This window comes from Stenotrophomonas sp. STEN020 (assembly GCF_056760195.1).
This window is the reverse complement of the sequence record NZ_JBRREI010000030.1, coordinates 29278-51925: the sequence shown is the minus strand read 5'-3', so window position 1 is coordinate 51925 and position 22648 is coordinate 29278. Positions and strand designations below refer to the sequence as shown.

At 64.5% G+C, this 22648-nt stretch carries 21 protein-coding genes; 11 read left to right on the top strand and 10 right to left on the bottom strand.

The features are described from left to right. Window positions 1-18: 18 nt before the first annotated feature. The 4 genes from ACVOLZ_RS13625 to ACVOLZ_RS13610 are packed head-to-tail and all read left to right on the top strand — an operon-like array spanning window position 19 to window position 4350. Complete coding sequence (locus ACVOLZ_RS13625) at window positions 19-1095, top strand: LacI family DNA-binding transcriptional regulator (RefSeq protein WP_481516628.1); 1077 nt, start codon at window positions 19-21, stop codon at window positions 1093-1095. Between the two features lie 6 nt (window positions 1096-1101). After that, window positions 1102-2130 (top strand): SIS domain-containing protein, encoded by a 1029-nt coding sequence (locus tag ACVOLZ_RS13620; protein ID WP_481516627.1) that lies wholly within the window; start codon window positions 1102-1104, stop codon window positions 2128-2130. Beyond that, window positions 2130-3272 (top strand): N-acetylglucosamine-6-phosphate deacetylase, encoded by a 1143-nt coding sequence (nagA, locus tag ACVOLZ_RS13615; RefSeq protein ID WP_481516626.1) that lies wholly within the window; start codon window positions 2130-2132, stop codon window positions 3270-3272. Before ACVOLZ_RS13620 ends, nagA begins: the two co-directional genes overlap by 1 nt. A 10-nt stretch (window positions 3273-3282) precedes the next feature. Continuing rightward, window positions 3283-4350 (top strand): acyltransferase family protein, encoded by a 1068-nt coding sequence (locus ACVOLZ_RS13610; RefSeq protein WP_481516625.1) that lies wholly within the window; start codon window positions 3283-3285, stop codon window positions 4348-4350. Between the two features lie 165 nt (window positions 4351-4515). Here ACVOLZ_RS13610 and ACVOLZ_RS13605 read toward each other — a convergent pair whose 3' ends face one another. Next, window positions 4516-5736 carry a multifunctional CCA addition/repair protein gene (locus ACVOLZ_RS13605; RefSeq protein ID WP_481516624.1) on the bottom strand — a complete coding sequence of 407 codons (1221 nt, stop codon included), beginning with the start codon at window positions 5734-5736 and terminating at the stop codon, window positions 4516-4518. 354 nt (window positions 5737-6090) lie between these two features. After that, the gene (locus ACVOLZ_RS13600; protein WP_481516623.1) at window positions 6091-8037 is read right to left on the bottom strand and encodes a transglycosylase SLT domain-containing protein; all 1947 of its coding nucleotides are present in this window, start codon (window positions 8035-8037) and stop codon (window positions 6091-6093) included. Window positions 8038-8215: 178 nt separating this feature from the next. Between ACVOLZ_RS13600 and ACVOLZ_RS13595 the strand changes: the two genes are divergently transcribed. Next, complete coding sequence (locus ACVOLZ_RS13595; RefSeq protein WP_481516622.1) at window positions 8216-8626, top strand: ExbD/TolR family protein; 411 nt, start codon at window positions 8216-8218, stop codon at window positions 8624-8626. A 161-nt stretch (window positions 8627-8787) separates the two neighbouring features. After that, the gene (locus ACVOLZ_RS13590) at window positions 8788-9663 is read left to right on the top strand and encodes an EamA family transporter (protein ID WP_481516621.1); all 876 of its coding nucleotides are present in this window, start codon (window positions 8788-8790) and stop codon (window positions 9661-9663) included. Window positions 9664-9671: 8 nt separating this feature from the next. Here ACVOLZ_RS13590 and ACVOLZ_RS13585 read toward each other — a convergent pair whose 3' ends face one another. The 4 genes from ACVOLZ_RS13585 to ACVOLZ_RS13570 all read right to left on the bottom strand — a co-directional run bounded on the left by ACVOLZ_RS13585 (window position 9672) and on the right by ACVOLZ_RS13570 (window position 12955). Beyond that, the gene (locus ACVOLZ_RS13585) at window positions 9672-10409 is read right to left on the bottom strand and encodes an endonuclease/exonuclease/phosphatase family protein (protein ID WP_481516634.1); all 738 of its coding nucleotides are present in this window, start codon (window positions 10407-10409) and stop codon (window positions 9672-9674) included. A 71-nt stretch (window positions 10410-10480) separates the two neighbouring features. Further along, on the bottom strand, window positions 10481-11299 hold the full coding sequence (locus ACVOLZ_RS13580) for a thiol:disulfide interchange protein DsbA/DsbL (RefSeq protein ID WP_481511774.1): 819 nt from the start codon (window positions 11297-11299) through the stop codon (window positions 10481-10483). 128 nt (window positions 11300-11427) lie between these two features. Then, the gene (locus tag ACVOLZ_RS13575; protein WP_481516620.1) at window positions 11428-12075 is read right to left on the bottom strand and encodes a thiol:disulfide interchange protein DsbA/DsbL; all 648 of its coding nucleotides are present in this window, start codon (window positions 12073-12075) and stop codon (window positions 11428-11430) included. Between the two features lie 94 nt (window positions 12076-12169). Beyond that, on the bottom strand, window positions 12170-12955 hold the full coding sequence (locus ACVOLZ_RS13570; RefSeq protein ID WP_481516619.1) for a c-type cytochrome: 786 nt from the start codon (window positions 12953-12955) through the stop codon (window positions 12170-12172). 173 nt (window positions 12956-13128) lie between these two features. On the opposite strand from ACVOLZ_RS13570, the gene yihA reads away from it, so the two are divergent. Further along, on the top strand, window positions 13129-13770 hold the full coding sequence (gene yihA / locus ACVOLZ_RS13565) for a ribosome biogenesis GTP-binding protein YihA/YsxC (RefSeq protein WP_481516618.1): 642 nt from the start codon (window positions 13129-13131) through the stop codon (window positions 13768-13770). 348 nt (window positions 13771-14118) lie between these two features. On the opposite strand, the gene ACVOLZ_RS13560 is transcribed toward yihA, so the two are convergent. The 3 genes from ACVOLZ_RS13560 to ACVOLZ_RS13550 all read right to left on the bottom strand — a co-directional run bounded on the left by ACVOLZ_RS13560 (window position 14119) and on the right by ACVOLZ_RS13550 (window position 16723). Continuing rightward, window positions 14119-15087, bottom strand: coding sequence for an MBL fold metallo-hydrolase (locus ACVOLZ_RS13560; RefSeq protein WP_481516617.1), 969 nt, complete (start codon window positions 15085-15087; stop codon window positions 14119-14121). A 100-nt stretch (window positions 15088-15187) separates the two neighbouring features. Further along, the gene (locus tag ACVOLZ_RS13555; RefSeq protein ID WP_481516616.1) at window positions 15188-16021 is read right to left on the bottom strand and encodes a helix-turn-helix transcriptional regulator; all 834 of its coding nucleotides are present in this window, start codon (window positions 16019-16021) and stop codon (window positions 15188-15190) included. A gap of 3 nt (window positions 16022-16024) precedes the next feature. Continuing rightward, window positions 16025-16723, bottom strand: coding sequence for a VIT1/CCC1 transporter family protein (locus ACVOLZ_RS13550; RefSeq protein ID WP_481516615.1), 699 nt, complete (start codon window positions 16721-16723; stop codon window positions 16025-16027). Between the two features lie 203 nt (window positions 16724-16926). Here ACVOLZ_RS13550 and ACVOLZ_RS13545 point away from each other — a divergent pair, with 203 nt between their 5' ends. From ACVOLZ_RS13545 to ACVOLZ_RS13535, 3 genes are all read left to right on the top strand, one after another. Further along, a complete protein-coding gene (locus tag ACVOLZ_RS13545) occupies window positions 16927-18291 on the top strand; it encodes a glutamate--cysteine ligase (RefSeq protein ID WP_481516614.1) in 1365 nt (454 codons plus the stop codon). 246 nt (window positions 18292-18537) lie between these two features. Beyond that, the gene (locus tag ACVOLZ_RS13540; protein WP_481516613.1) at window positions 18538-19176 is read left to right on the top strand and encodes a glutathione S-transferase family protein; all 639 of its coding nucleotides are present in this window, start codon (window positions 18538-18540) and stop codon (window positions 19174-19176) included. 1 nt (window position 19177) lies between these two features. After that, window positions 19178-19705, top strand: a complete 528-nt coding sequence (locus ACVOLZ_RS13535) for a DUF6265 family protein (protein ID WP_481516612.1) — start codon at window positions 19178-19180, stop codon at window positions 19703-19705. A 65-nt stretch (window positions 19706-19770) separates the two neighbouring features. Here the strand turns inward: ACVOLZ_RS13535 and ACVOLZ_RS13530 are convergent, their stop codons facing one another. Further along, a complete protein-coding gene (locus ACVOLZ_RS13530; protein ID WP_481516611.1) occupies window positions 19771-21456 on the bottom strand; it encodes a hypothetical protein in 1686 nt (561 codons plus the stop codon). Between the two features lie 291 nt (window positions 21457-21747). Here ACVOLZ_RS13530 and bla point away from each other — a divergent pair, with 291 nt between their 5' ends. Further along, on the top strand, window positions 21748-22629 hold the full coding sequence (gene bla / locus ACVOLZ_RS13525; protein ID WP_481516610.1) for a subclass B3 metallo-beta-lactamase: 882 nt from the start codon (window positions 21748-21750) through the stop codon (window positions 22627-22629). The last annotated feature ends 19 nt before the right edge of the window (window positions 22630-22648 follow it).

Below are 22648 nucleotides of genomic sequence, written 5' to 3'. Positions count from 1 at the left end.
CCAACGCGGGAACCGGTAATGCGTAGACCCACCATCAAGGATGTCGCCGAGCGGGCCAAGGTCTCATTGAAGACCGTATCGCGGGTGATCAATAACGAGCCTTCGGTGATGCAGGCCACCCGCGCGCGCGTACTGCGCGCGGTGGCCGAGCTGGACTATGAGCCCGATCCGTCCGCGCGCAACCTGCGCAGCAACACCACCTTCGTGATCGGGCTGGTGTACGACAACCCCAATCCGTACCACATCATCGGGGTACAGAACGGTGTGCTGTCGGCCTGCCGCGAGACCGGCTTTGGCCTGCAGATCCATCCCTGCGATTCGACCTCGCCGATGTTGGCCGAGGAATTGGCCGATTGGGTGCAGCGTTCGCGTCTGGCCGGCTTGGTGCTTACCGCGCCGATGTCCGAGCGCCCGGAACTGGTATCCGCGCTCAATGCACGCGGCATCAAGACCGTGCGCATCATCGCTGCCACAGAAGATCCGGGCGATGGCCCCTGCGTGTTCGTTGACGACCGCGATGCCGCCTACGAAATCACCGAGCACCTGATCCAGCTTGGCCACCAGCGCATCGGCTTCCTGTGGGGCGGCACCTCACATCGCTCCAGCGGCGAGCGTTATGCCGGCTACGAAGCGGCGCTGAAGGACTACGGCATTCCGCTGGACAAGCACCTGGTCATCCCGGGCGACTACACCTTTGATGATGGCTTCCGTGGAGCGCGCCGCCTGTTGGCGCTGCGTGAACCGCCTACCGCCATCTTCGGCTCCAACGACGAGATCGCCGCTGGCGTGTTGGCCGCAGCCAACTCGGCCGGTTTGAACGTGCCTTACGACCTGTCCATTGCCGGTTTCGAGGACAGCCCGTTCTCGCGCCAGTCGTGGCCGGCGCTGACCACCGCCAAGCAGGCTACCGGCGATATCGCCCGCCACGCGGCGCGTTTGCTGATCAGCCAGCTGCGTACCGATGCCTACGAAGACAGCCCGGCACAGCTGCAGAACCAGGGCTTCGTACCGCAGCTGGTGGTACGTGGTTCCACCGCACCGCTGCGCCAGCAGCCGGCGCGACCTCCTTCATCTCCCCCCGACCTCTCCGAGTAACGATCCATGGCACTGCCGAGTGAAACCGAAACCCTGATGTTCAACGAGGCCGCGGAAAGCGCCTCTGTCATCGCCGCCCAGTTCGCACGCAACCGCGACGTGGTGCAGGCCCTGGCCGCCGACCTGCGCCAGAACCCGCCACCGTTCGTTGTCACCTGCGCCCGTGGCAGTTCCGATCACGCGGCAACCTATGCCAAGTATCTGTTCGAGACCCAACTCGGGCTGGTCACCGCTTCGGCCTCGCCGTCGGTGGGCTCGGTCTATGAAGCGCCGCTGCAGCTGCGCGGCGCGCTGTATATCGTGATCTCGCAGTCCGGCAAGAGCCCGGATCTGCTGCGCAATGCCGAGGCCGCCAAGGCCGCCGGCGCGCGCGTGGTAGCGCTGGTCAATGTCGAGGATTCGCCGCTGGCATTGCTGGCCGAAACCGTCATTCCGCTGGGTGCTGGCGTCGAGCGCAGTGTCGCCGCGACCAAGAGCTACCTGGCCTCGCTGGCCGCGATCCTGCAGTTGGGCGCTTACTGGAAGAACGATCCGGCCCTGATCGCCGCACTGGATGCGTTGCCGGCGGCGATGTCCGAGGCATGGGCATGCGACTGGACGGCGGTGACCGACGGTCTGGTTGATGCGCACAATCTGTTCGTGCTCGGCCGCGGCCCCGGCCTGGCTGCAGCGCAGGAAGCCGCGCTGAAGTTCAAGGAAACCTGCGGCCTGCACGCCGAAGGCTATAGCTCGGCCGAAGTGAAGCACGGCCCGATGGCGCTGGTCGGCCGCGACTTCCCGGTACTTGCCTTTGCCCAGCCCGACGAAACCGGCGCCGGCACCCGTGCCGTGGCCGAAGAGTTCGCCGCACGCGGCGCGCAGGTGTGGCTGACCGGCGAGGGCGGCAACCTGCCGACCGCTGCTGCTCCGCATCCGTTGTGTGCACCGCTGCTCACCATCCAGAGTTTCTACCGCGCGATCAACGCGCTGGCGCTGCGCCGTGGCAACAACCCGGACCTGCCGCCGCACCTCAACAAGGTGACGGAAACGGTCTGATGAAAACCGCGCTGCGCAATGGCCGGGTACTTGCCGGCGAGAACTTCCGTGACGATGTCGCGGTATTGATCGAAGACGGCCGCATCACTGCGGTCGTCGCCAGCGATGACCCGGCGGTTGCCGCGGCTGATGCGCAGGTGGACCTGGGCGGCGGCTGGCTGCTGCCCGGTTTCATCGACGCCCAGGTCAATGGCGGCGGCGGTGCATTGTTCAACAACCAGACCGACGTCGATGCACTGCGCACGATGGTGGCCGGGCATCGCCGCTACGGCACCACCGGCATGTTGCCGACCTTGATCAGCGACGACGCCGAAGTGATGGCGCGCGCGGTGCAGGCGACCCGCGAGGCGATCGCCAGCAAGGTGCCGGGCGTGCTCGGCATCCATCTGGAAGGCCCGTATATCGCACCGGCGCGCAAGGGTACTCACGATGCCGGCAAGTTCCGCGTGCCGGATGCAGATGAAGTACGCATGGCGACGGCGCTGGATAACGGTGTCACCCTGATCACCTTGGCACCCGAGCGCGTGCCGGCGGCGACGATCCAGCAGATGGTTGCCAATGGCGCCATCGTTGCTGCCGGTCATACCGCTGGCACTTACGACGAGATCCGTGCGGGTCTGGATGCCGGCATCACCGGGTTCACCCATCTGTACAACGCGATGTCGCCGTTGCAGGGACGTGATCCCGGCGCGGTCGGCGCGGCGCTGGAAGATGCCGACAGCTGGTGCGGCGTGATCGTTGATGGCGTGCACGTACATCCGGCCAGCCTGCGCGTGGCGTTGGCGGCCAAGCCGCGCGGCAAGGTGTTCCTGGTTACCGATGCGATGCCGATGGTGGGCTCGGACAACCCGGCGTTCGAGCTGTATGGCGAAACCATCACCGCCGTGGATGGCGTGGTCCGCAATGCCGCTGGTGCTTTGGCTGGTTCGGCCTTGGACATGATCACCGCCGTGCGCAATACGGTTGGACTGCTTGGTTTGTCGTTGGCCGAGGCCTCTCGTATGGCATCGACGTATCCGGCGCGGTTCCTGGGCCTGGATGATCGCTACGGGCAGATTGCGGCCGGCTACCAGGCCGACTTCGTGCTGCTGGATACCGATCTGCAGGTACAGGGCACCTGGATTGCCGGTCAACGCGACTGAGTTTCGGCCAATGAACAACGCCATCCGTTATGCCTCGGTGGATGCCCTGCGCGGCATCACCGTGGCGGCCATGCTGCTGGTCAACAACCCCGGCAGCTGGAGTTACGTCTACGCGCCGCTGCGGCATTCGGAATGGAATGGCTGCACACCGACCGATCTGGTGTTTCCGTTCTTCCTGGTGATCGTCGGCGTGTCCATCGCGCTGGGCGTGGTGCCGCGAGTGGAGCAGGGCGCTGATCGTGGTGCGCTGACAAAGACGGTGCTGATCCGTGCCGCACGTATTCTGGGTTTGGGCCTGATGCTGCACTTTCTTGCCTGGTGGTGGCTGGATCTGCCGCACTACCGGCCATGGGGTGTGCTGCAACGCATTGGCCTGTGCTTTGCGCTTGCTGGCATGGCGGCGATCTGGTTGAAGCCGCGGCTGCAGTGGTTGTGCATCGGCGTGCTGTTGACCGGCTACGCCGCACTGCTGGTGGCCGGCGGTTCGCTGGAGCCCTGGCTCAACCTGAGCAGTCGCGTGGATACCGCATTGTTCGGAACGCTGCTGTATCAATACGACCCGGCCGCGGGTCATGGTCACGATCCGGAAGGCATGGTGTCCACGCTGGGCGCACTGGCCTCGACTTTGCTAGGTCTGCGCGCTGGTGCGTTGCTGCGGCAGCGCCCGTGGCGATTGCTGCCAGGGGCTGTGTTGTTGTTGCTGGCTGGCGGCCTGTGGGCGCAGTGGCTGCCCTTGAACAAGAACCTGTGGACATCGTCGTATGTGTTGTGGACCGGCGGGTTGGCGTTCGCGGGACTGTGGCTGGCGCACATCCTGATCGATTGCCGGCAATGGCCTGCCCTAGGCCGCCGCTTCGGCGTCAACGCAATCACCGCCTATGCCGGTTCGTCGGCAATGGTGTTGGCGATGATGGCCACCGGCAGCTGGAACTGGCTGTGGGAGCAGCTGTTCAACCGCTGGCTGACCCCTATGGGCGGCGCACAGTTCGCCTCGCTGGCGATGGCGTTGAGCTTTGTTGCTATCTGGTGGCTGCCGATGGCGTGGATGGATCGCCGCAAGATCTATCTGAAAATATGAGACTGCGGGTTGTAGGAGCCGCGTAAGCAGCGAGGCTGGTGATACATCGCCAACCGCAGCAAATGCAATTGCACAATCCAGCGGCGCCTTTCGCATCGTCAGCTTCGCGGCTTACGCCGCTCCTACAAACAGTCCCGCTCCCGGTTTTTTCGCGGTCTTAGGCAATCACCGCACCGCGCTGATCGCTCTGATGCGTGCCTTCTTCAATGCTTCGCCAATGGCTGGGCCTTGCAGGCCTTCAGTGGCGATATCACGCGCATTGATCGCCAGCGCCGCCGCGTGCATACGCTGCAGGGTTGCACGTTGCGGGTAGTCGCTGTCTTTGAAGCCAAGCCGGCCGCGTTTGTCGCATTCGCAGACCAGGGCCATCTGCGCGATGCGCTCGGGACGGCGGAAGCCATCGCAGCGTTGGATCAGTTCCAGCACGGTGGCATCGCGCAGTTCGTCGATGCGGTGCACGTTGAGGTGCTCGCGGCAGACCGCTTCTGCCAGTTGGCGATGATCGAGCGGAATCTTCAGGCGCTCGCAGAGCTGGGCCAGCGGCTTCAGTCCGCGCTGCTCATGCATGATGTGGCGCGGCAGTTCGTCGGTTGGGGTCAATGCCTTGCCCAGATCATGGGTGAGGGCGGCGAAACCGATCAGGTCATCACCCGGTGCCAGCAGTGCGGCCATGTCGCTGACCATCTCCTGGTGCACGCCAGTATCCACTTCCGGGTGGAATTCGGCGCGTTGCGGTACGCCGTACAGCGCGTCCACCTCTGGCAGGATCACTGCCAGCGCACCGGTATCGTGCAGGCAGCGCAGGAAGGCGGAAGGTTGTTTCATGGTGAGGCTGCGCCGTAGTTCCTGCCAGATACGTTCCGGTACCAAGGCATCGAGTTCACCGCTGGCTGCCATCTCGCGCATCAGCGCGGCGGTTTCAGGTGCCAGGGTGAAGCCTAACGGTGCGAAGCGGGCCATGAAGCGAGCCGCACGCAGAACCCGCAGCGGGTCCTCGACGAAGGCTGGGCCGACATGGCGCAGCACGCGTTGTTCGATGTCGCGAACGCCGCCCCAGGGATCGACCAGCTCACCGGTTTCCTCATCGCGGGCGATGGCATTGATGGTGAAGTCGCGGCGCTGCAGATCCTCTTCCAGCGACACCGACGGATCGGCATCGACCACAAAGCCGCGATAGCCACGCCCGGATTTGCGTTCAGTGCGTGCCAGTGCGTATTCCTCACCGGTCAGCGGATGCAGGAATACCGGGAAATCCTTGCCTACGGCCTTGAAACCGTCTGCTTCCATCTGCGCTTGAGTGGCACCGACCACCACCCAGTCACGGTCACCGGCCTGCAGGCCGAGCAGGGAATCGCGGACAGCGCCGCCGACGAGATAAGTCTTCATGCAGCCATGATAAGTCGGATGGCCGGTTGCGCATGTAGTGCCGAGCCATGCTCGGCAGGGGCCTTACTAGCGAAAAGCTGCCCTCACCCCAACCCCTCTCCCGCTTCGCAGGAGAGGGGCTAAAGCCGTAGTGCCGAGCCATGCTCGGCAGGGGCACTACCAGCAATGCATGCTGTTGTGGGAGCGGCGTAAGCCGCGAAGCTGACAATGCTGGAAGGCCTCAAAAGCCAACCCCTCCCCAACCCTCCCCTTCGCTGCGCGAAAGGGAGGGGGCAGAAACGGTAGTGCCGAGCCATGCTCGGCAGGGGCTGTACAGGGAAGGCCTCAGCCGAGCATGGCTCGGCACTACAGGTGTTACGGGGCTTGTTGGCAGCTGAAGGCTTTGCGCGCGCCCTGGGTCTTGCCGACCATGCGGTCGCTCAGGGTCAGAGCGTTGTTGTTGAGGCGCCAGTCGTAGATCACGCTGAAGGCCAGCACGCGCGCAACATACTCACGGGTTTCCTTGTAGCTGATGGTCTCGATCCAGAAATCCGGGTCGTAGTTCGGGCGTTGGCTCTGCCAACGTGCGGTCGGCGTGGGGCCGGCGTTGTAGGCGGCGATGGTGACGTAGGGCAGGCCGTTGTACTTGTCCATCAACTGGCGCAGGTAAGCGGTGCCGATGGCGATGTTGGTGTCCGAGTCGTACAGGCTGTCCGCACCGCCATAACCGCTCAGGCCGATGCTCTTGGCTACGCTGGCGCCGGTGGCGGGCAACACCTGCATCAGGCCCATGGCGTTGGCCGGTGAGCGTGCGTTCGGATTGAAGATGCTTTCGGCGCGGATCTCCGCAGCAATCCACGCCGGGTCCAATGCGTTGCGTGCAGCTTCGCGGCGGATCGTGTCGTCGTGGTGCAGCGGGAAGCGCAGGTTGTACAGGCGCATTTCCTGCGGGCCCTTCAACGCGAACACCGCGCGATCAAACCAGCCGTTGTTACTGGCTACTTCCACGGCGAGACGGCGCTGGCTGTCGTCGAAGCGCGACAGAGCTTCGGCCCATTCGCGCGCGGCCCAGCTCGGGCGTTCGATCTTGAACAACTCAATGGCGCGCACCAGTGCCGGGTCGCGGGCGACGGTGGTCTTCGCCGCTGCGCTGTCGCCAGGATTCCATGGGCACAGGTTGTAGGGCTGCTTGAGTTTGTCGGCAGCCAGGAAACCATGGAAGGTCGGTTCGCTGGCGGCTGCGCGGTACAGCGCGGTCGCGTCGGTGGGCTTACCGGTTTTTTCCAGCAGGCGGCCTTCGAACCAGCGCCAGCGCGAATCGTTGCGCTGGCTGGCCGGCATCTTGCGGATGGCGGTCAGTGCTGACGGCCAATCGCCGCGCGCCATCGCCTCGCGGGTGCGCCATTCGTGCAGGCGTTCGTCATAGGCCGATTCGGGCACGGCGGCCAGACGACGCGCCGAATCCGGCAGATAGGAAGCCACCGTCCACAACGCGATTTCGTACAGCACCTGGCCTTGCTGTGCGGGGCTCAAAGCAAGCGCCTGCGCGTATTGCGGCAGCTGCAGCTCGGCGGCACCCGGATCGGCCTTGGCCAGCTTCTGCAGACCGTCGACGGCGATGCGGCGACTGCGCTCGTTCTTCGGCCAGTTCAGGGCGCGCGCGTCGGGCTTGTCGACGAAGGCCGCGTAGTCATTGGCTTGGGCCAGCTCGGCGGCTGGCAGGCCACGTGCGGCGGCACGCATCACTGCCGGTTGCTGTGCATCGGCGGCAGCGTCAATGCGTTCCCAGCGCAGCGCTGGGGTCAGGCCGCCGCGGCTGGCGAGCACGGCAAACACCGGGTCGCAGCCGTCGGGCAGCGACTTGCCGGCGCTGCGCCAGACGCTCTGTGCGTCGGCGGTCCATTGCGCATCGGCCTTGCCGGTGGCTTGCCGTGCGTTGAGTTCAGCGCAACGCAGGCCGGGGTCGGTGCTGGTTTTCCAGTTGGCCAGCAGGGTCGGCCAGTCCTGGCGGCGGGCCAGCGCCGGCAGCCATGCCGAGCGGAAGCTCTCGGCCACGGCTTGGCCCTGGTAGCGCTTCAAAAAGTCCTGTGCCTGCGTACTCGGCAGCGTGTCGATGTTGCGACGCAGGGCGCTGAACTCCAGCCAGCCGTACAGCGGATGATTCCGCAGCGGCGCGGCGGCGTTGGCATCGAACTGCCCGCGCTCGGCATTGTCGATGGCGGTGCGCATCGCGGTGCGTTGTGCGTCCAGGTTCTGGGCCTGGACGCAGGCGCTGAGCAGCGCGGCGAGGGTAGCCAGAGGCAGCAGGAGGATTTTATTCATGGTGGAAGGATAACGGCCGCAGCGTCAACGGCAGAGCAGCAGCCCGACCCGCACATGAACAAGCGCGTCGCTGTCACGCAAATGGAAGCTGAACAGAAACCGCCACCTTGCCGGAAACCCTTGGAAGCAGGCGTAGCTTCGGTAATGAGGCAGCCGGCCTCGCCCTGGGGGAACTGGAATGGCATTCAGTGCAGCAGGCAATAGCGGGCGTCCATTGGCCGATATCAACGTGACCCCGCTGGTCGACGTGATGTTGGTGTTGTTGATCATTTTCATCGTGACCGCGCCGATGGTGTCGGTGCCGATCCCGGTCGATCTGCCACAACACAGCAACAAGATCGTGCAACGAGTCGAGCCTCCACCGCCAATCGAGCTGCGGGTGGACGCGGCCGATCAGCTGTACTGGAATGGCGAAGTGCTGGCGATAGCTGACTTGCAGGCGCGGCTGCAGGCGCAGGCCGATCTGCATGTCGGCAACTTGCCGGAGCTGCGCATCGATGCCTCACCGGATGCGCAGTACCAGGTGATGGCCAAGGTGCTGGCGGCTGCCAACAACGCCAAGATGCAGCGCATCGCTTTCATTCAATAGGGGGCTTGTGACAGGCATCAGCTGCCCAAAGCGGTAGCTGATGCCTTGCTTTGGCTGTCGTTGCAATGGTGCTGCTGCATCAGCGTTGCAGCGTCTGCTGATCAGTCACTGTTCTGCCGTCGCTGCTGCCGGTTGTAGTGCAGGCCGAATACACTAGGCGCATGCAAAATTCCCGATTCGCATCGCTGTTGCCGGTGCTGGCGGTACTCGGCTCGGTGACCTCGTTGTCGATCGGTACGTCCTACGCCAAAAACCTGTTTCCCATCATTGGCGCGCAAGGCACCAGCGCGCTGCGCGTGGGCTTTTCGGCGCTGTTCCTGTTGCTGCTGTGGCGGCCGTGGCGCTGGCATACCAGCCGCGCTGACGGCGCGGCGATCCTGCGCTACGGCTTGACGCTGGGGTTGATGAACCTGTTGTTCTACATGGCGCTGCGCACGATCCCGTTCGGGATTGCAGTGGCCATCGAGTTCACCGGCCCGCTGGCGGTGGCGATGTTCTCCTCGCGGCGGCCGATCGATTTTGTCTGGGTCGGCTGTGCGTTGGTCGGGCTGGTGCTGCTGTTGCCGCTGGATGGTGGCCAGGCGCTGGATCCGGTCGGGGTCATGTATGCGTTGGGTGCTGCGTTCTGCTGGGCGCTGTACATCATCTACGGCAAGCGCACCGGTCATCTGCATGCCGGCCACAGCGTGTCACTGGGCTTGCTGGCGGCGTCGCTGGTGGTGGTGCCGGTAGGCGTTGCACACGCAGGCATGGCGCTGTTGGAGCCCAAGATCCTGCTGGCCGGTTTTGTGGTGGCGGTGGTGTCCAGTGCCATCCCGATGTCGCTGGAAATGATGGCGCTCAAGCGCTTGCCCAAGGAAACCTTCGGCATCCTGATCAGCATGGAGCCGGCAGTGGCGGCGTTGTGGGCGCTGCTGTTGCTGCACGAACACCTCACCGGCCTGCAGTGGCTGGCGATCGGCTGCACGGTGTTGGCGTCGGTGGGCAGTACCTTGACCGCGCGACGGCGGCCACCACCCGCAGCGGCTGCAAGCTGAGCCTGCGCTCAGCGCAGGCTGTCGGCGGGTACTTCGACTTCCATTTCAACGGCCAGATGGTCCGAGTGCGCGGCGGGGACGGCGCGGGTGTCGAGCATCTTCAGGTTGTCGGAAATCAGGATGTGGTCGATGGCGCGGTCCGGTCCCCAGCTGGGGAAGGTCGGTACCAGGCAGCTCGGTGGCTGCAGCCGGGTCTTGTGGTAGAGCACGCGCATTTCCGGGCGGTCGGCCATGCAGTTGAAGTCGCCCATCAGCACCGCGTTGGGATGGTCGGCCAGCAGGTCGGAAATGAAGTCCAGCTGCGCCAGGCGCGAGCCGGTGCCCAATGACAGATGCGCCACTGCCACGGTCAGGCCTTCCTTGCCATCGCCGTAGCGGGCCAGCAGCACGCCGCGGCCACCGATGCGGCCGGGCAGGGCGTGGTCCTGTACTTCTACCGGTTCCAGCCGGCTCAGCAGGCCATTGGCGCTGGAGGCCACGCCGCCCATCCGGCGGTTGGGCTGGTGTGCCCAATAGTTGAAACCTGCGCGTTCGGCCAGGTAATGGGTCTGGTTGGTGAAGCCCGAGCGCAGGCTACCCGGATCGGCTTCCTGCAGGCCGACGATGTCGCGGCCGCTGGCCAGTTTGGCAATCGCGTCCAGGCTGGAGCGCTTCTGCCCTGCGGGCAAGGCGTGCGACCAGCTACGGGTTACGTAGTCACTGTAGCGGCGGGTGCTGGAGCCGGCCTGGATATTGGCGGTCAGCAATCGCAATGTCTGGGTAGGGGATTTCACGACGGGTCGAACTCAAGGGCCTCGTTGCCGAGGCCCTTGATACCTCACTTGGCGTTGGCGGCGCGTTCGCGCGCGATCAGGTGGTCGGCAATGCGGAGCATGTCTTCATAGCCCTTGCCCTTGACCAGGTACTTGCCGTTGATGATCAGCGACGGGGTACCGGCGATCTTGCTGCGCTGGGCGAACTGCTTGCCGCGGTTGACCTTGGCGGCGACGCCGAAGCTGCCCATGGTGTCGGCGAAGGTCTTGGGGTCAACGCCGTACTTGCCGTAGAAGTTGGCGATGTCCTGGACCGAATCGCTGCCGCGCTCGCCCTTCAGGGTCTGCTCGATGTGGATGGCCGAGTACAGCGCGTCGTGGGTCTTTTCCTGCACACCCAGGGTTTCAGCGGCGTAGAAGGCGCGCGCGTAGTTGTCCCAGGTACCGCCGAAGGCGGCCGGTACGTAGACGAAGCTCACGTCCGAAGGCAGGCCGGCCTTCCACGAGCTGATCAGCGGCTGGAAGCGGGCGCAGGCCGGGCAGACATAGCCGAAGATCTCAGCCACTTCGACCTTGCCGGTAGCCGGCTGGAACGGCTGGCCACCTTCGATGGCGACATAGTCGGTGCCGGCAACCGGCTCCGGGCCAACCAGGCGTGCCTGTGCCGGGACCGGAGTTGCCGGAGCGGCATCGGTGGCAGCCGGCGCAGCAGTAGCGCCTTCAGCGGCGGCACCTTCAGCGGCCGGGGCCGGGGTGGCAGCCGGAGCGGCTTCGGTTGCGGCCGGGGCTGCAGGAGCGGTGGTATCAGCGGTGCCGTCCTGGGCCTTGCAGGCAACCATCAGCGGCAACAGGGCAGTCAGGGCCAGGGCGAAGCGGATCTTCATCGGGAGGGATCTCCAGCAGGGTGTATTGGGGGCGCCGGGCAGTGAGACTGCAACCGGCGCGCAGGGACGCATTATGTGCGTATTCGGCTGAACAGGTGACCCGGCTCAGCCGGGCTTCAGCCGAGGTTTCAGCGGCGGCTGGCGCCGCTGCGTTCGCGTGCTACCAGGGCACCGGCAATGCGCAGGGTGTCATCAAAGGTCTTGCCCTTGACCAGGTATTTGCCGTTGACGATCAGCATCGGCGTGCCGGTGACCTTGACCCGCATGGCGAAGGCGCGGGCGTTCTTGACCTTGTCATCCACCTGCTGGCTGCGCAGGGCTTCGACAAAGCGCTGCGGCTGCACGCCGTACTGGGCATAGAAGGTTGCCAGTTCGTCGGGCGTGACATTCTGCGCCGGCAGGCTGCCCTGCACATGCAGCGCCTTGAACACGTCGGCATGGCTGCGCTGGCGTACGCCGACCTGCTCGGCGGCGTAGAAGGCACGCGCGTAGGAATCCCAGTAGCCGCCAAACGCCGCCGGCACCGGGGTGAAGCGCACGTCGGCGGGCTGCTTGGCTACCCATGCCTCCAGCTGCGGCTCGAAGTGGGCGCAATGCGGGCAGGTGTAACCAAATACCTCGACCACCTCGATCTTGCCGGCCAGTGGCGCAAACGGACCCGGCTCAGCGATCAATTCATAGTCATCGCCTTCGACCAGCGCGGTAGGGGAGGCGGCACAGGCCGAGAGCGGGGCTATTGCCAGCAGCATCAGCAACAGTCGGGGGAACAACTTCATCGTGGTGAGTCTCCGTTGGAAAAACAGACGCCGACCTCGCGGCCGGCGTGTCTGCATGAGAGGGTTGCCGGGTCGCCGGAGCGACCGGCGGGTGTCAGGGTTGTGCGGCGGCGGTGGCCACCGCAGTATCGTTGGCTCGATCATGCAGGCCCTGGACGTAACTGGCCAGCGCCTGGATCTCCTGTCCAGTCAGTGCGTGACTGATCTGGGCCATGATCTTGAACTGTGCGGCATCCGCCTCGCCGGTCTGACCCGATTGGTAGCGCTGCAGACGTTGCGCGACGTAGCCGGCATGTTGGCCGCCGATATGCGGATAGGCCGGGCCCGGGTTGCCGGCGCCGGTCGGGCCGTGGCAGGCAATGCAGGCGGGGATGTTGCGGCTGGCATCGCCACCGCGGTAAAGCTTCTGGCCGACTTCGAAGAACTTCATATCCTTGTACGGACCTTCGCTGACCACGGCGTCATCGGCCACACCTGCACCGGACTTCTGGGTGGCGAAGAAGGCGCCGATATCGCGCATGTCCTGCGGGGTAAGCCCTTCCATGAACGGCAGCATCGCGGCGACTGCGCCTTCGGTGCGCTGGCCGCTGGCGATCAGGGCCATTTCCTTGGCGATATAGCGCTCGCTCTGTCCGGCAAGGCGCGGGTAGATTTCCACGGCCGAGTTGCCGTCGGCACCGTGGCAGGCCGCACAGGTAGACGCTTTGGCCTCGCCGGCCTTGGCATCACCGGGTTTGGTCTTGCTGAAGTCGATCTCCAGCGAAGCGGTTTGTACAGGCGCATTGTCCGGCACGGGGGTAACCGAGCTCTGGGCAAAGGCGACGGCGGCGATTACGGGGACTACCAGTGCTGCAACGGCAAGAACACGAGCATGGCGCATGCTGAAGCTCCGTGTGGACCGGGCCGGGCGGGGCTTTCCGCCGGCATCGCCCGGATTATCAACGGCGTTTTGCGGCACGGTCAACGCAGCAGTGCAGCAAAATCGGCCGGGCCGGTGGTCCCGGGACAGCGGCCAAGCCGACGCGCGGCGTCGCAACATGCGATCCTATGCACATGTCATTGCTCATCGAACGTGCCCGTTACCACCTTTCCGCCCACAATTCCCGGCAATTGCCACCGGATCTGGGGGCCGAAGTGGCATTTGCCGGTCGCTCCAACGCCGGCAAGTCCAGCGCGCTCAACGCGCTGACCCGCCAAAATTCCCTGGCCCGCGTCTCCAAGACCCCCGGCCGCACCCAGCAGCTGGTGTTCTTCGAGGTAACCCCCGAGGCGCACCTGGTCGATCTGCCCGGTTACGGCTATGCCAAGGTTCCGCTCGACCTGCAGGCCCACTGGCAGGCCTTCATCGACCAGTATTTCCGTACCCGCAATGCGCTCAAGGGCCTGGTGGTAGTGATGGACATCCGTCATCCACTGAAGGACTACGACCGGCAGATGCTGGGCTATGCGGTACAGCGCGGCCTGCCGGCGCACGCGCTGCTGACCAAGGCCGACAAGCTGGGTCGTGGCCAGCAGATGCAGACCCTGCAGAAGGTGCGCAAGGACCTGCATTCGATCTTTGGTGACACGGTCAGCGTGCAGATCTTCTCCGGCGAATCGCGCCAGGGCGTGGACGAAGCCCGCGGCATCATCGGCGGCTGGCTGGGTTTGAACCCGCCGGCAGCGGAAGGCGCAGGCCCTGTAGGAGCGGTGTAAGCCTTGTAGGAGCGGCGTGAGCCGCGAAGCTGATGGTCTATCAGACTTGAGTGCATGGAAAACGCCGCCTTGATCAGGGCGGCGTTTTTGTTTTTGTGGTTTTTGCTTGTTGCTGGATCCGAAGCCAAAGCCAAAGCCAAAGCCAAAGCCAAAGCTCCCCTCACCCCTACCCCTCTCCCGTAAACGGGAGAGGGGACAGCAACGGCAACGGCAACACCCACGCCCAAAGCCAAAAGTCCAAGCCAAGCCAAGCCAAGCCCTCCCCTTCGTTGCGCGAAAGAGAGGGCTGTAAGCCCCTCTCCCTCCGGGAGAGGGGTTGGGGTGAGGGTAGGGGCGTACCCCTCCTTGTTACTTCAGCGGCGAAAACTCGCCCGGCACCCAAGCAAACGCCTCACCCTCGCGACGCACGTGGCCCAGGCCCGGGAACGGCAGGTGCGCGCCTGCCACCCACCAGCGCTTGTCGGAGGCTTCCGCCATCAACCGGCGACGGCTGGCAATAGCGGCGCTACGGTCGCTGTCGGCTTCAAATGCGGCATTCGGGCGGGCGAACTGCACCGCATGGAAATGCACGATGTCGCCCCACACCAACAGCTGTTGGCCGTTGCCACCATCAAGCAAATAGGAGACATGACCGGGGGTATGGCCGTGACTGTCCAGCGCAGTGATGCCTGCTGGCAGGCGCTCACCTGGAGCGAACTCGTGCAAGGTGCCGGCGGCCACATAAGGTGCCACCGCGTTGCGGGCCAAGCCAAACGCAAACCGCAGCTGCTGCGGGGCGGTGGCCTCGCTGGCCGGGTCCAGCCAGTAAGCCGCGTCGGCATTTGACAGCCACACCGTCGCCTTCGGGAAGGCCGCTTTGCCCTGCGCATCCAGCAGGCCACACATATGATCCGGGTGGGCGTGGGTCAGCAGCACGTCATCCACTTCGGCCGGGTCGTAGCCGACGGCACGCAGGTTGCCCAGCACCTGGCCCAGTCCGGGGCCGAAGCACTGCGCGGTGCCGGTATCGATCAAGCTCAGATGATCACCGCGTTGCACCAGATAGGCATTGACCGCGGTCTGCAGGCCTTTGCCATCTTCCGGCACATAGCCATGCTCAAGCAGGCGGGTGACGGCGCCGGGATCTACGCCCACCAGTGCCTGTCGGCCCAAAGCAACTGTGCCGTCAAACAATGCGGTGACCTGCAGATCGCCAATCTGCTGGTGATAGATACCTGCAACCTGCTGCTGCACGACATGCGTGCTGCGCGCCTGGGCCGTGCAACTGACGGCAAGGATCAACAAGGCGGCAAGACGGTATTGGGGGCGGATACGCATGGGAGTTCCTGCAAGGACGGCAGTGCCGCGGGACCTTCATGCTGCGCCGGGGCGATGTTGCGTTTCGCTCACAATGGCGCGCGAAACGCTCGCACCGCGATCAGCTGTTGCCGATTGCCGCAGGCTCCAAGCCATAGCGCGTAGTGAAGCGTTTGTTGAAGCTACCGAGTGAGCGATAGCCGGCGCGCGCTGCTACGGTCTTCAACGGCAGCCGTGTGGTGTAGAGCAGCTGCATGGCATGCGCCAGCCGTGCATCGGTCACCAGCTCGCGCACGCTGAGTTGTTCGCTGGCTAGTCGCCGCCGCAGGGTGGCACCGCTGATGCCCAGGTGCGATTCAAAATCACGGGACTGCCAATCGCGTTCTGGCTGCGCCGCAACCAGCTCGCGGATGCGGTCGCCAAGGCCGGGCTCGGGCGCGACCAGCAGGCTGCCATGGCCACGGCGGCAGAACGCCACCACCAGCGCGGCAAGGGCCAGTCGCGCTTCGGTGTACTGGCCGTTCTGCAGTGCTTCCCGCCACTGCAGTAGCGCGTTGCCGTGATCGGCCAAGGACAGGCGCGCCAGCGCGTGGCCGGCATCGGGCAGGTCGTCAGTCCACAAGGCGCGGGCGGCTGCCAGCACTTCCGGGCATAGCGGCACGATGGCACTCAGATACAGGCCACTGTGCGGATCGGGAATATTGACCACATCGATGCGGCTGCGGCGGCTGATCAGGAACAGATCGCCAGGGCCGAATTCCAGCGACTGCTGCGCGGTGCGGGCCTGCTTGCGCCCCTGCAGCAGGATGGCGAACTGTGGCTGTGGGATGTCCACTGAACTGGCACCGTGTTCGCGGCGCGCGGTGATGCAGGCATAACCTTCGGCGCGTTGGCAGTCGACCAGCGAGGCCAGCTGGGCCAACAAGTTGCTGGTTGTGTCGGCTTGGGCGTTCATCGCTTACACCGTGATCTGGAACAGGTGGCCGATGGCGGCGGCTGCGGCCATCGCCAATGCGCCCCAGAACACCACCCGCAGCGCGCCGCGCAAGGCTGGCGCGCCGCCAGCCTGTGCCGCCAATGCGCCGGTGATGCCCAGCCCAATCAAGGTGGCGGCAGTGGTTACCTCCGCCACCAACGCGTGTGGAGCCAGCAGTGCGGTCAGCACCGGCAGGGCCGCACCGGCGATGAAAGCACTGGCCGAGGCTGCCGCCGCCTGCAGCGGCCGGGCCCGCAGTTCCTCGGTGATGCCCAGCTCATCGCGCGCATGGGCGGCGAGGGCGTCGTGGGCGCTCAGCTGCTCGGCAACCTGCTGGGCAAGCTCGGGACTGAGCCCGCGGCGGCGATAGATGCCGGCCAGTTCCTGCAGCTCGCTGTGCGGGTCTTCGTGCAGCTCGCGCCGCTCCATGCTCAGGTCTGCATGTTCGGCATCGGCCTGTGACATCACCGAGACATATTCGCCGGCCGCCATCGACATGGCACCGGCTACGGTGCCCGCAATGCCGGTGGCCAGGATGGTCGAGGCGCTGGCGCCACCAGCTGCCACGCCAACCACCAGGCCGGCGACCGAGACGATGCCGTCGTTCGCACCCAGCACGGCGGCGCGCAGCCAGCCGACGCGGTTTGAGCGATGGGTTTCACTATGGTGGGTGCGACTCATGCCTACAGTGTAGGACCAGCGCCCAGTCAGCCGCGGAATGACTCGCAAGTGCAGCTGCGGCAGCGGTCAAGTCTGCTTTTTTAGGACGCTGAAAACCGCTGCCGTGACACGATGGCAATGTACGCCACGATATAGTGCGCCCTTGCGATGGCGGGGGCTGGCCCCCACCTTCCCGCCCTGACCAGAATTCTGCGAGCCTGCCCTTGTCGAGCCCGAGCCACGTCGCTGATACACCCATCACCCACCGCGACCAGTTGGTCCAGAGCATCGCGTCGGGTGAAAAGCCCAAGTCGCAATGGCGGATCGGCACCGAGCACGAGAAGTTCGGGTTCCGTCTGGATGACCTGCGCCCGCCCACGTTTGAAGGCGAGCGCGGCATCAATGCGGTGCTCGATGGGCTGACCCGCTTCGGCTGGGAGCCGGTGCAGGAGAACGGCAATACCATCGCGCTGCTGCGTGATGGTGCCTCGGTGAGCTTGGAGCCGGCTGGGCAGCTGGAGCTTTCCGGCGCGGCGTTGGAAACCCTGCACGAAACCTGCGTGGAGACCGGCAGCCATCTCAATGAAGTGGCGCAGGTGGCCGGTGAGCTGCAGCTGGGATTCCTTGGCATGGGCTTCCAGCCCAAGTGGGCGCGGGCGGACATGCCGTGGATGCCCAAGGGCCGCTACCAGATCATGAAAAGCTACATGCCCAAGGTCGGCTCGCTCGGCCTGGACATGATGACCCGCACCTGCACCACCCAGGTCAACCTGGATTACGCCAGCGAAGCGGACATGGTGAAGAAGTTCCGCGTGTCCTTGGCTTTGCAGCCGATCGCCACCGCGCTGTTCGCCGATTCGCCGTTCACCGAAGGCAAGCCCAACGGCTACCTGAGCTACCGCTCGCATATCTGGACCGATACCGATCCGGACCGCACTGGCATGCTCGACTTCGTGTTCGAGGATGGCTTCGGCTACGAACGCTACGTCGATTATCTGTTGGACGTGCCGATGTACTTCTCTTACCGCGACGGCATCTACCACGATGCCAGCGGGCAGAGCTTCCGCGATTTCCTGCAGGGCAAGCTGCCGGTATTGCCGGGCGCCTTGCCGACCCTGCGCGATTGGTCGGACCACACCACGACGGCGTTCCCGGAAGTGCGACTGAAGAAGTATCTGGAAATGCGCGGCGCCGACAGTGGCCCGTGGAGCCGCATCTGCGCGCTGCCCGCATTCTGGGTTGGCCTGCTGTATGACGAGACCGCGTTGAATGCAGCATGGGACCTGGTCAAGGATTTCAGCCTGGCCGAACGCAACGTGCTGCGCGATGGCGTGCCCAAGCACGCGATGAACCTGCCGTTCCGCAATGGCACGGTGCGTGATCTGGCCCGTGAAGCCTTGGCGATTTCGTACGATGGCCTGCGCCGTCGTGCCGCGCTCAACGCCGATGGTCAGGATGAAACGCGCTTCCTGGATGTGCTGCAGGAGATCGTGGATTCGGGCAAGACCGCGGCCGAGCGCAAGCTGGATCTGTTCCATGGCCGTTGGAATGGCAGCGTGGATCCATTGTTCGGCGAGTTTGCGTACTGATTGAGTGTGATCGAGACGGGGTGAGGGCTTAGTCTTTCGCCTTGGTTGTCGCTTTTGTCTTTGCTCCTTTGCCGTCATTCCCGCCTTCGTGGGAATGACGAGCCTGAAGAGCGATTCCCGCCTACGCGGGAATGACGAGCCCCAAGAGCGATGACCCGACATCCGTCGGTTGAAAAACCCGCCTACGCGGGAATGATAGCGCTGGCGTATTGCTAGACTGCGGCCTCATCCTCCGGAGGCAGGCACATGAGCAGCTCGGCAGAAGAAATCGTCTTCTATACCAATCCGATGTCGCGCGGGCGCATAGTGCGCTGGATGCTGGAGGAGTTGGGCCAGCCGTACCGCACTGAAGTGCTGGAGTACGGCCAGAGCATGAAGGGCCCGGCTTTCCTGGCCATCAACCCGATGGGCAAGGTGCCGACCATCGTCCATCGTGGTGTTGTGGTGAGCGAGGCTGCGGCGATCTGCGCCTATCTGGCCGATGCATTCCCGTCAGCTGGGCTGGCCCCGGCGCTGGATGATCCATTGCGTGGCAGCTACCTGCGCTGGCTGTTCTTTGCCGCAGGACCGGTGGAAGCCGCTGTCAGCGCCAAGGCTCTGGGCTTGCTGGCGCCGCTGGAGAAGGCCGGCACCGTGGGCTACGGCAGCTTCGAGCAGACCATTGACACCTTGGAGCAGGTCGCCGCATCCGCTTCGCCGTGGTTGCTTGGTGAGCGTTTCAGCGCTGCCGATGTCTATGTCGGCAGCCAGATTGTCTGGGGGCAGATGTTCAAGAGCATGCCTGCACGTGATGCATTCGCCGCCTACGCGGAACGCCTGCGTGGCCGCGAAGCCTGGCAGCGTGCCTCGGCGCTGGACGATGCCTTGATTCCACCGCGCGGCTGACATGCGCTGGATGCGGCTCCCGCTGAGTAGGAAGCGCGGGCCGGTCAGCGGAGTCGCGCGTTCGTTTTTCCTGTTGATGCTGCTGTTGGCCGCGATGCCAACTGCAGCGGCTGCGGAGCAGGTTGCGGACACACCGATTGTTGCTTTTCATTGGTTGCTGGGGCATTGGACGCGGGTTGATCTGTCGGCCGGCCGAAGCGGCGACGAACAGTGGCGTGCGCAGGACGCAGCGCTGATCGGCGTAGGCAGCAGTTATCGTGAGGGAGTCCTGCGCTTTCGCGAACAGCTGCGGATCGTCGCCGAGGGCGCCGATGTGTTTTACGTGGCCGATGTCCCCGGCAATCCCGCCCCGGTGAAATTCAGGCTGATCACGCGCGACGGTCAGTCTGCCGTGTTCGAGAACCTGCAGCATGACTACCCGCAGCGGATCGCCTATCACCGTGATGGCTCACGCCTGATCGCAACGATCTCCGGCAACGGGCGTGAAGAAAGGTTTTTGTTCGAGCGCGCGGACGCGCATGCCAGATAGGGCGGCATCCAAGCAGTCCGCACTTGGGCCGGTGGCCAGCCAAGCCCGAGACCAGTGTGATGTGTTCAATAGCGTGCAGCAGTCAACGGGGCATCGGCCCACTGCCATGCATCGGCTTGCTGGCGCTTGGTTTCGGCGGCGGCTTCGGTCTGGCCCAAAGCCTGTTGCGCCTGTGCTAATCCATACAGCGACCAGCCATTGGCCGGATAGGTATTCAGGTCCTGATTGAAGGATTGTGCGGCGGCCTTGGCATCACCTGTTTCCAGCAGTGCAGCGCCAAGATAGGTGCGCACCGGTAGCGGCCAGTCGGCGGGTTCGTTGTAGGCCAGGGCATCTTCGGCGGCCGCAGCTTCTCGCAGGGCGGTGATCGCTTCGCTGTGTTTTCCTTGCGTGCGCAGCAGTTCGCCACGCAACAAGGCATCGGCCACACGCAATACGCTGTCGGCGTGATTGATGTCGAAGAAGCTGACCTGTGCCATCGCCGTATCAGTCGCGATTGCATGCAGTGCCTCGGCTTCGCGTGCTGCTTCGTCCAATGCGCCCTTGCGCGCATGTGCCATGCCGCGGGCGAAGTGGCGGATCGCCGACGGATAGGGCAGCTCAGGAGTGGCGTCGCCATCGGCGAGGATGCCATCCCAATCGCCGAAGCGGACCTGGGTAAGCAACGGTGCGACCACGAACTGCTGCATGAACTGCATCGGGGCCTCGCCCATGGCCGCGCGGTCGGCCCGATCGGCCGTCTGCTTGGCGGCCTGCAGGGACAGCGTGCGCGAGCCGGTCAGTCCCGTGGTCATCGTGGCGAAGTGCCAGTTATGCGGCACATAGCCCAATGGATACACGCCATTGCTGCCACGGCAGACCGCGAGGAAGTCCTTGTCGGCGGTGGTCGCAGCCAGATTGGTCAGGGTTGCGTCGTGGTAGCGGCCAACGCGGATGTAGATATGCGCGGGCATGTGCACCAGATGACCGGACCCGGGCGCCAGTGCAGCCAAGGCGTCGGCGTAGGGCTCGGCACGCTTGGGCTCGGGCGAGGATTCCATGGCGTGGATGTAGTAGTGCATCGCGCCGATGTGGCGCGGGTTGCGCGCCAGCACACGCTCCAGTTCGCCGACCAGTGTCTGCGTGAATTCAGCGGGCTTAGCATCCTGCCAGTAGGCCCACGGCGAGAGATCCATCAAGGCTTCTGCGTACATCGTGGCGGCATCATCGTCTTCAGGGAACTTCGCGACCACCCCAGCCATCGCATCGGCGTAGTTGCGGTCCAGTTGCTTGCGGTCCTCCGGTGCGGGGTCGGCGTAGCGCTTCTGTAGTGCCTGGATCAAGGCTTGGTCGACAGGTCGCTCGCCAGTGGCAAGGGTGGCGGCACGTGCCGCCAATGCGGTGGCTTCCTTGGCAGCTGCCGGGTCCATCGGCAGATTGATGTTCGGCCCAAGCACCAAGGCCTGGCCCCAGATGCACATTGCACATGCCGGGTCCAAGCGCGCGGCTTCGGCGAATGCACGTCCGGCAGCCTCATGGTTGAAGCCATAGGCCAGACGCAGACCCTGGTCGAAGTAGCGCTGCGCCAAGGGCACCTTGCTGCCGATGTCGCGGTGCAGGTCGCCGAAGGTGTCGAACAGCGGGAGTTCGCTGGCATCTGCTGCGGGTGCTTTCTCGACGATGGAGGTTGGCTTGTTGGAAGTGTCGCAGCCCGACAGCGCTGCAGCCGCAAACAAGGACGGAAGCAGCAGGGACAAGGATCGACGGATCATTGTGGCTTCTCGGGGCGGATGGACGCGAAGATACTGCTGGGGCGGCTGGGTGGTGATACGCCGCGATGAAAACACCGTAAAAATTGCAGACCGGAGAATCGCAATTACGGTGCGCTGTGAACGCCGGCCGTTCATTACCGGATGGCGAGGTGCTTGGCACGTATCGTGCCGACCTGCGCGCAGATGGGCGAAGGCCAAGAAAAACTCATGCCTCGGCCCAGTTCTACGCATTTGTCGCAATTTCCTCTACGGCGCACAGTTCCTGCACTTATTGGACAAGGCGCAGAGATGATGCAGAAGCAGGGAATTCGCAGGAGATTGCAGGCGGCGGCGATGGTGCTTGCCGGAGCGGCGTCGTCGGCTGCGTGGGCTGGACCGCCCGCGGACTGGACGACACCGATCAAACCATTTCATATCGTCGACAACATCTATTACGTAGGCAGCGAGGGACTGGCGGCATACCTGATCGTGTCGGAGCAGGGTGCGATCCTGCTGGATGCACCGCTTGCTGCCAATGCGGATCAGATCGAACGCAACATCGAAAGCCTGGGGGTGCCGCTGCATGATGTGCGGCTGTTGCTCAGCAGCCATGCACATGCTGATCATGTCGGCGCGATGGCGGCACTCAAGCGCGACACCGGTGCACGTTATGCCGCCAGCGCTGGCGACCGTTGGGCGCTTGAGAACGGCAGGAACCAGGGCGACAACAACTACGGCATCCAGCCCTTCGATCCGATCAAACTGGATGAGATCGTCAGCGATGGGCAGAAGCTGCGGCTTGGTGATGTCGAGCTGACTGCGCATCTCACGCCGGGACACACGGCCGGTTGCACCAGCTGGAGCATGACCGTGAATGACCGTGGCACGCCGCGCGAGGTGTTGTTCTTGTGCAGCATTACCGTCGCCGGCAATACGCTGGTTGGGAATCGCAGCTATCCGACTATCGCCGAGGATTTCCGCGCGACGTTTGCAAAGCTTGGCGCGATGCAGGCGGACATCGTCTTGAGCGGCCATCCCGATACCACTGGCATCCTTGAGCGGCAGGCGCGACGTGCGGCTGGCGATGAGGATGCATTTGTGGACCCTGGCCTGCTTGCCCGGCTGGTGGACAAGCACAAGGAGAGTTTTGAGGGTGCGCTGGGCAAAGCGCGTTCTACGACCCAGCGCCCTTGAGCAGGCGCCGCAGATTTCA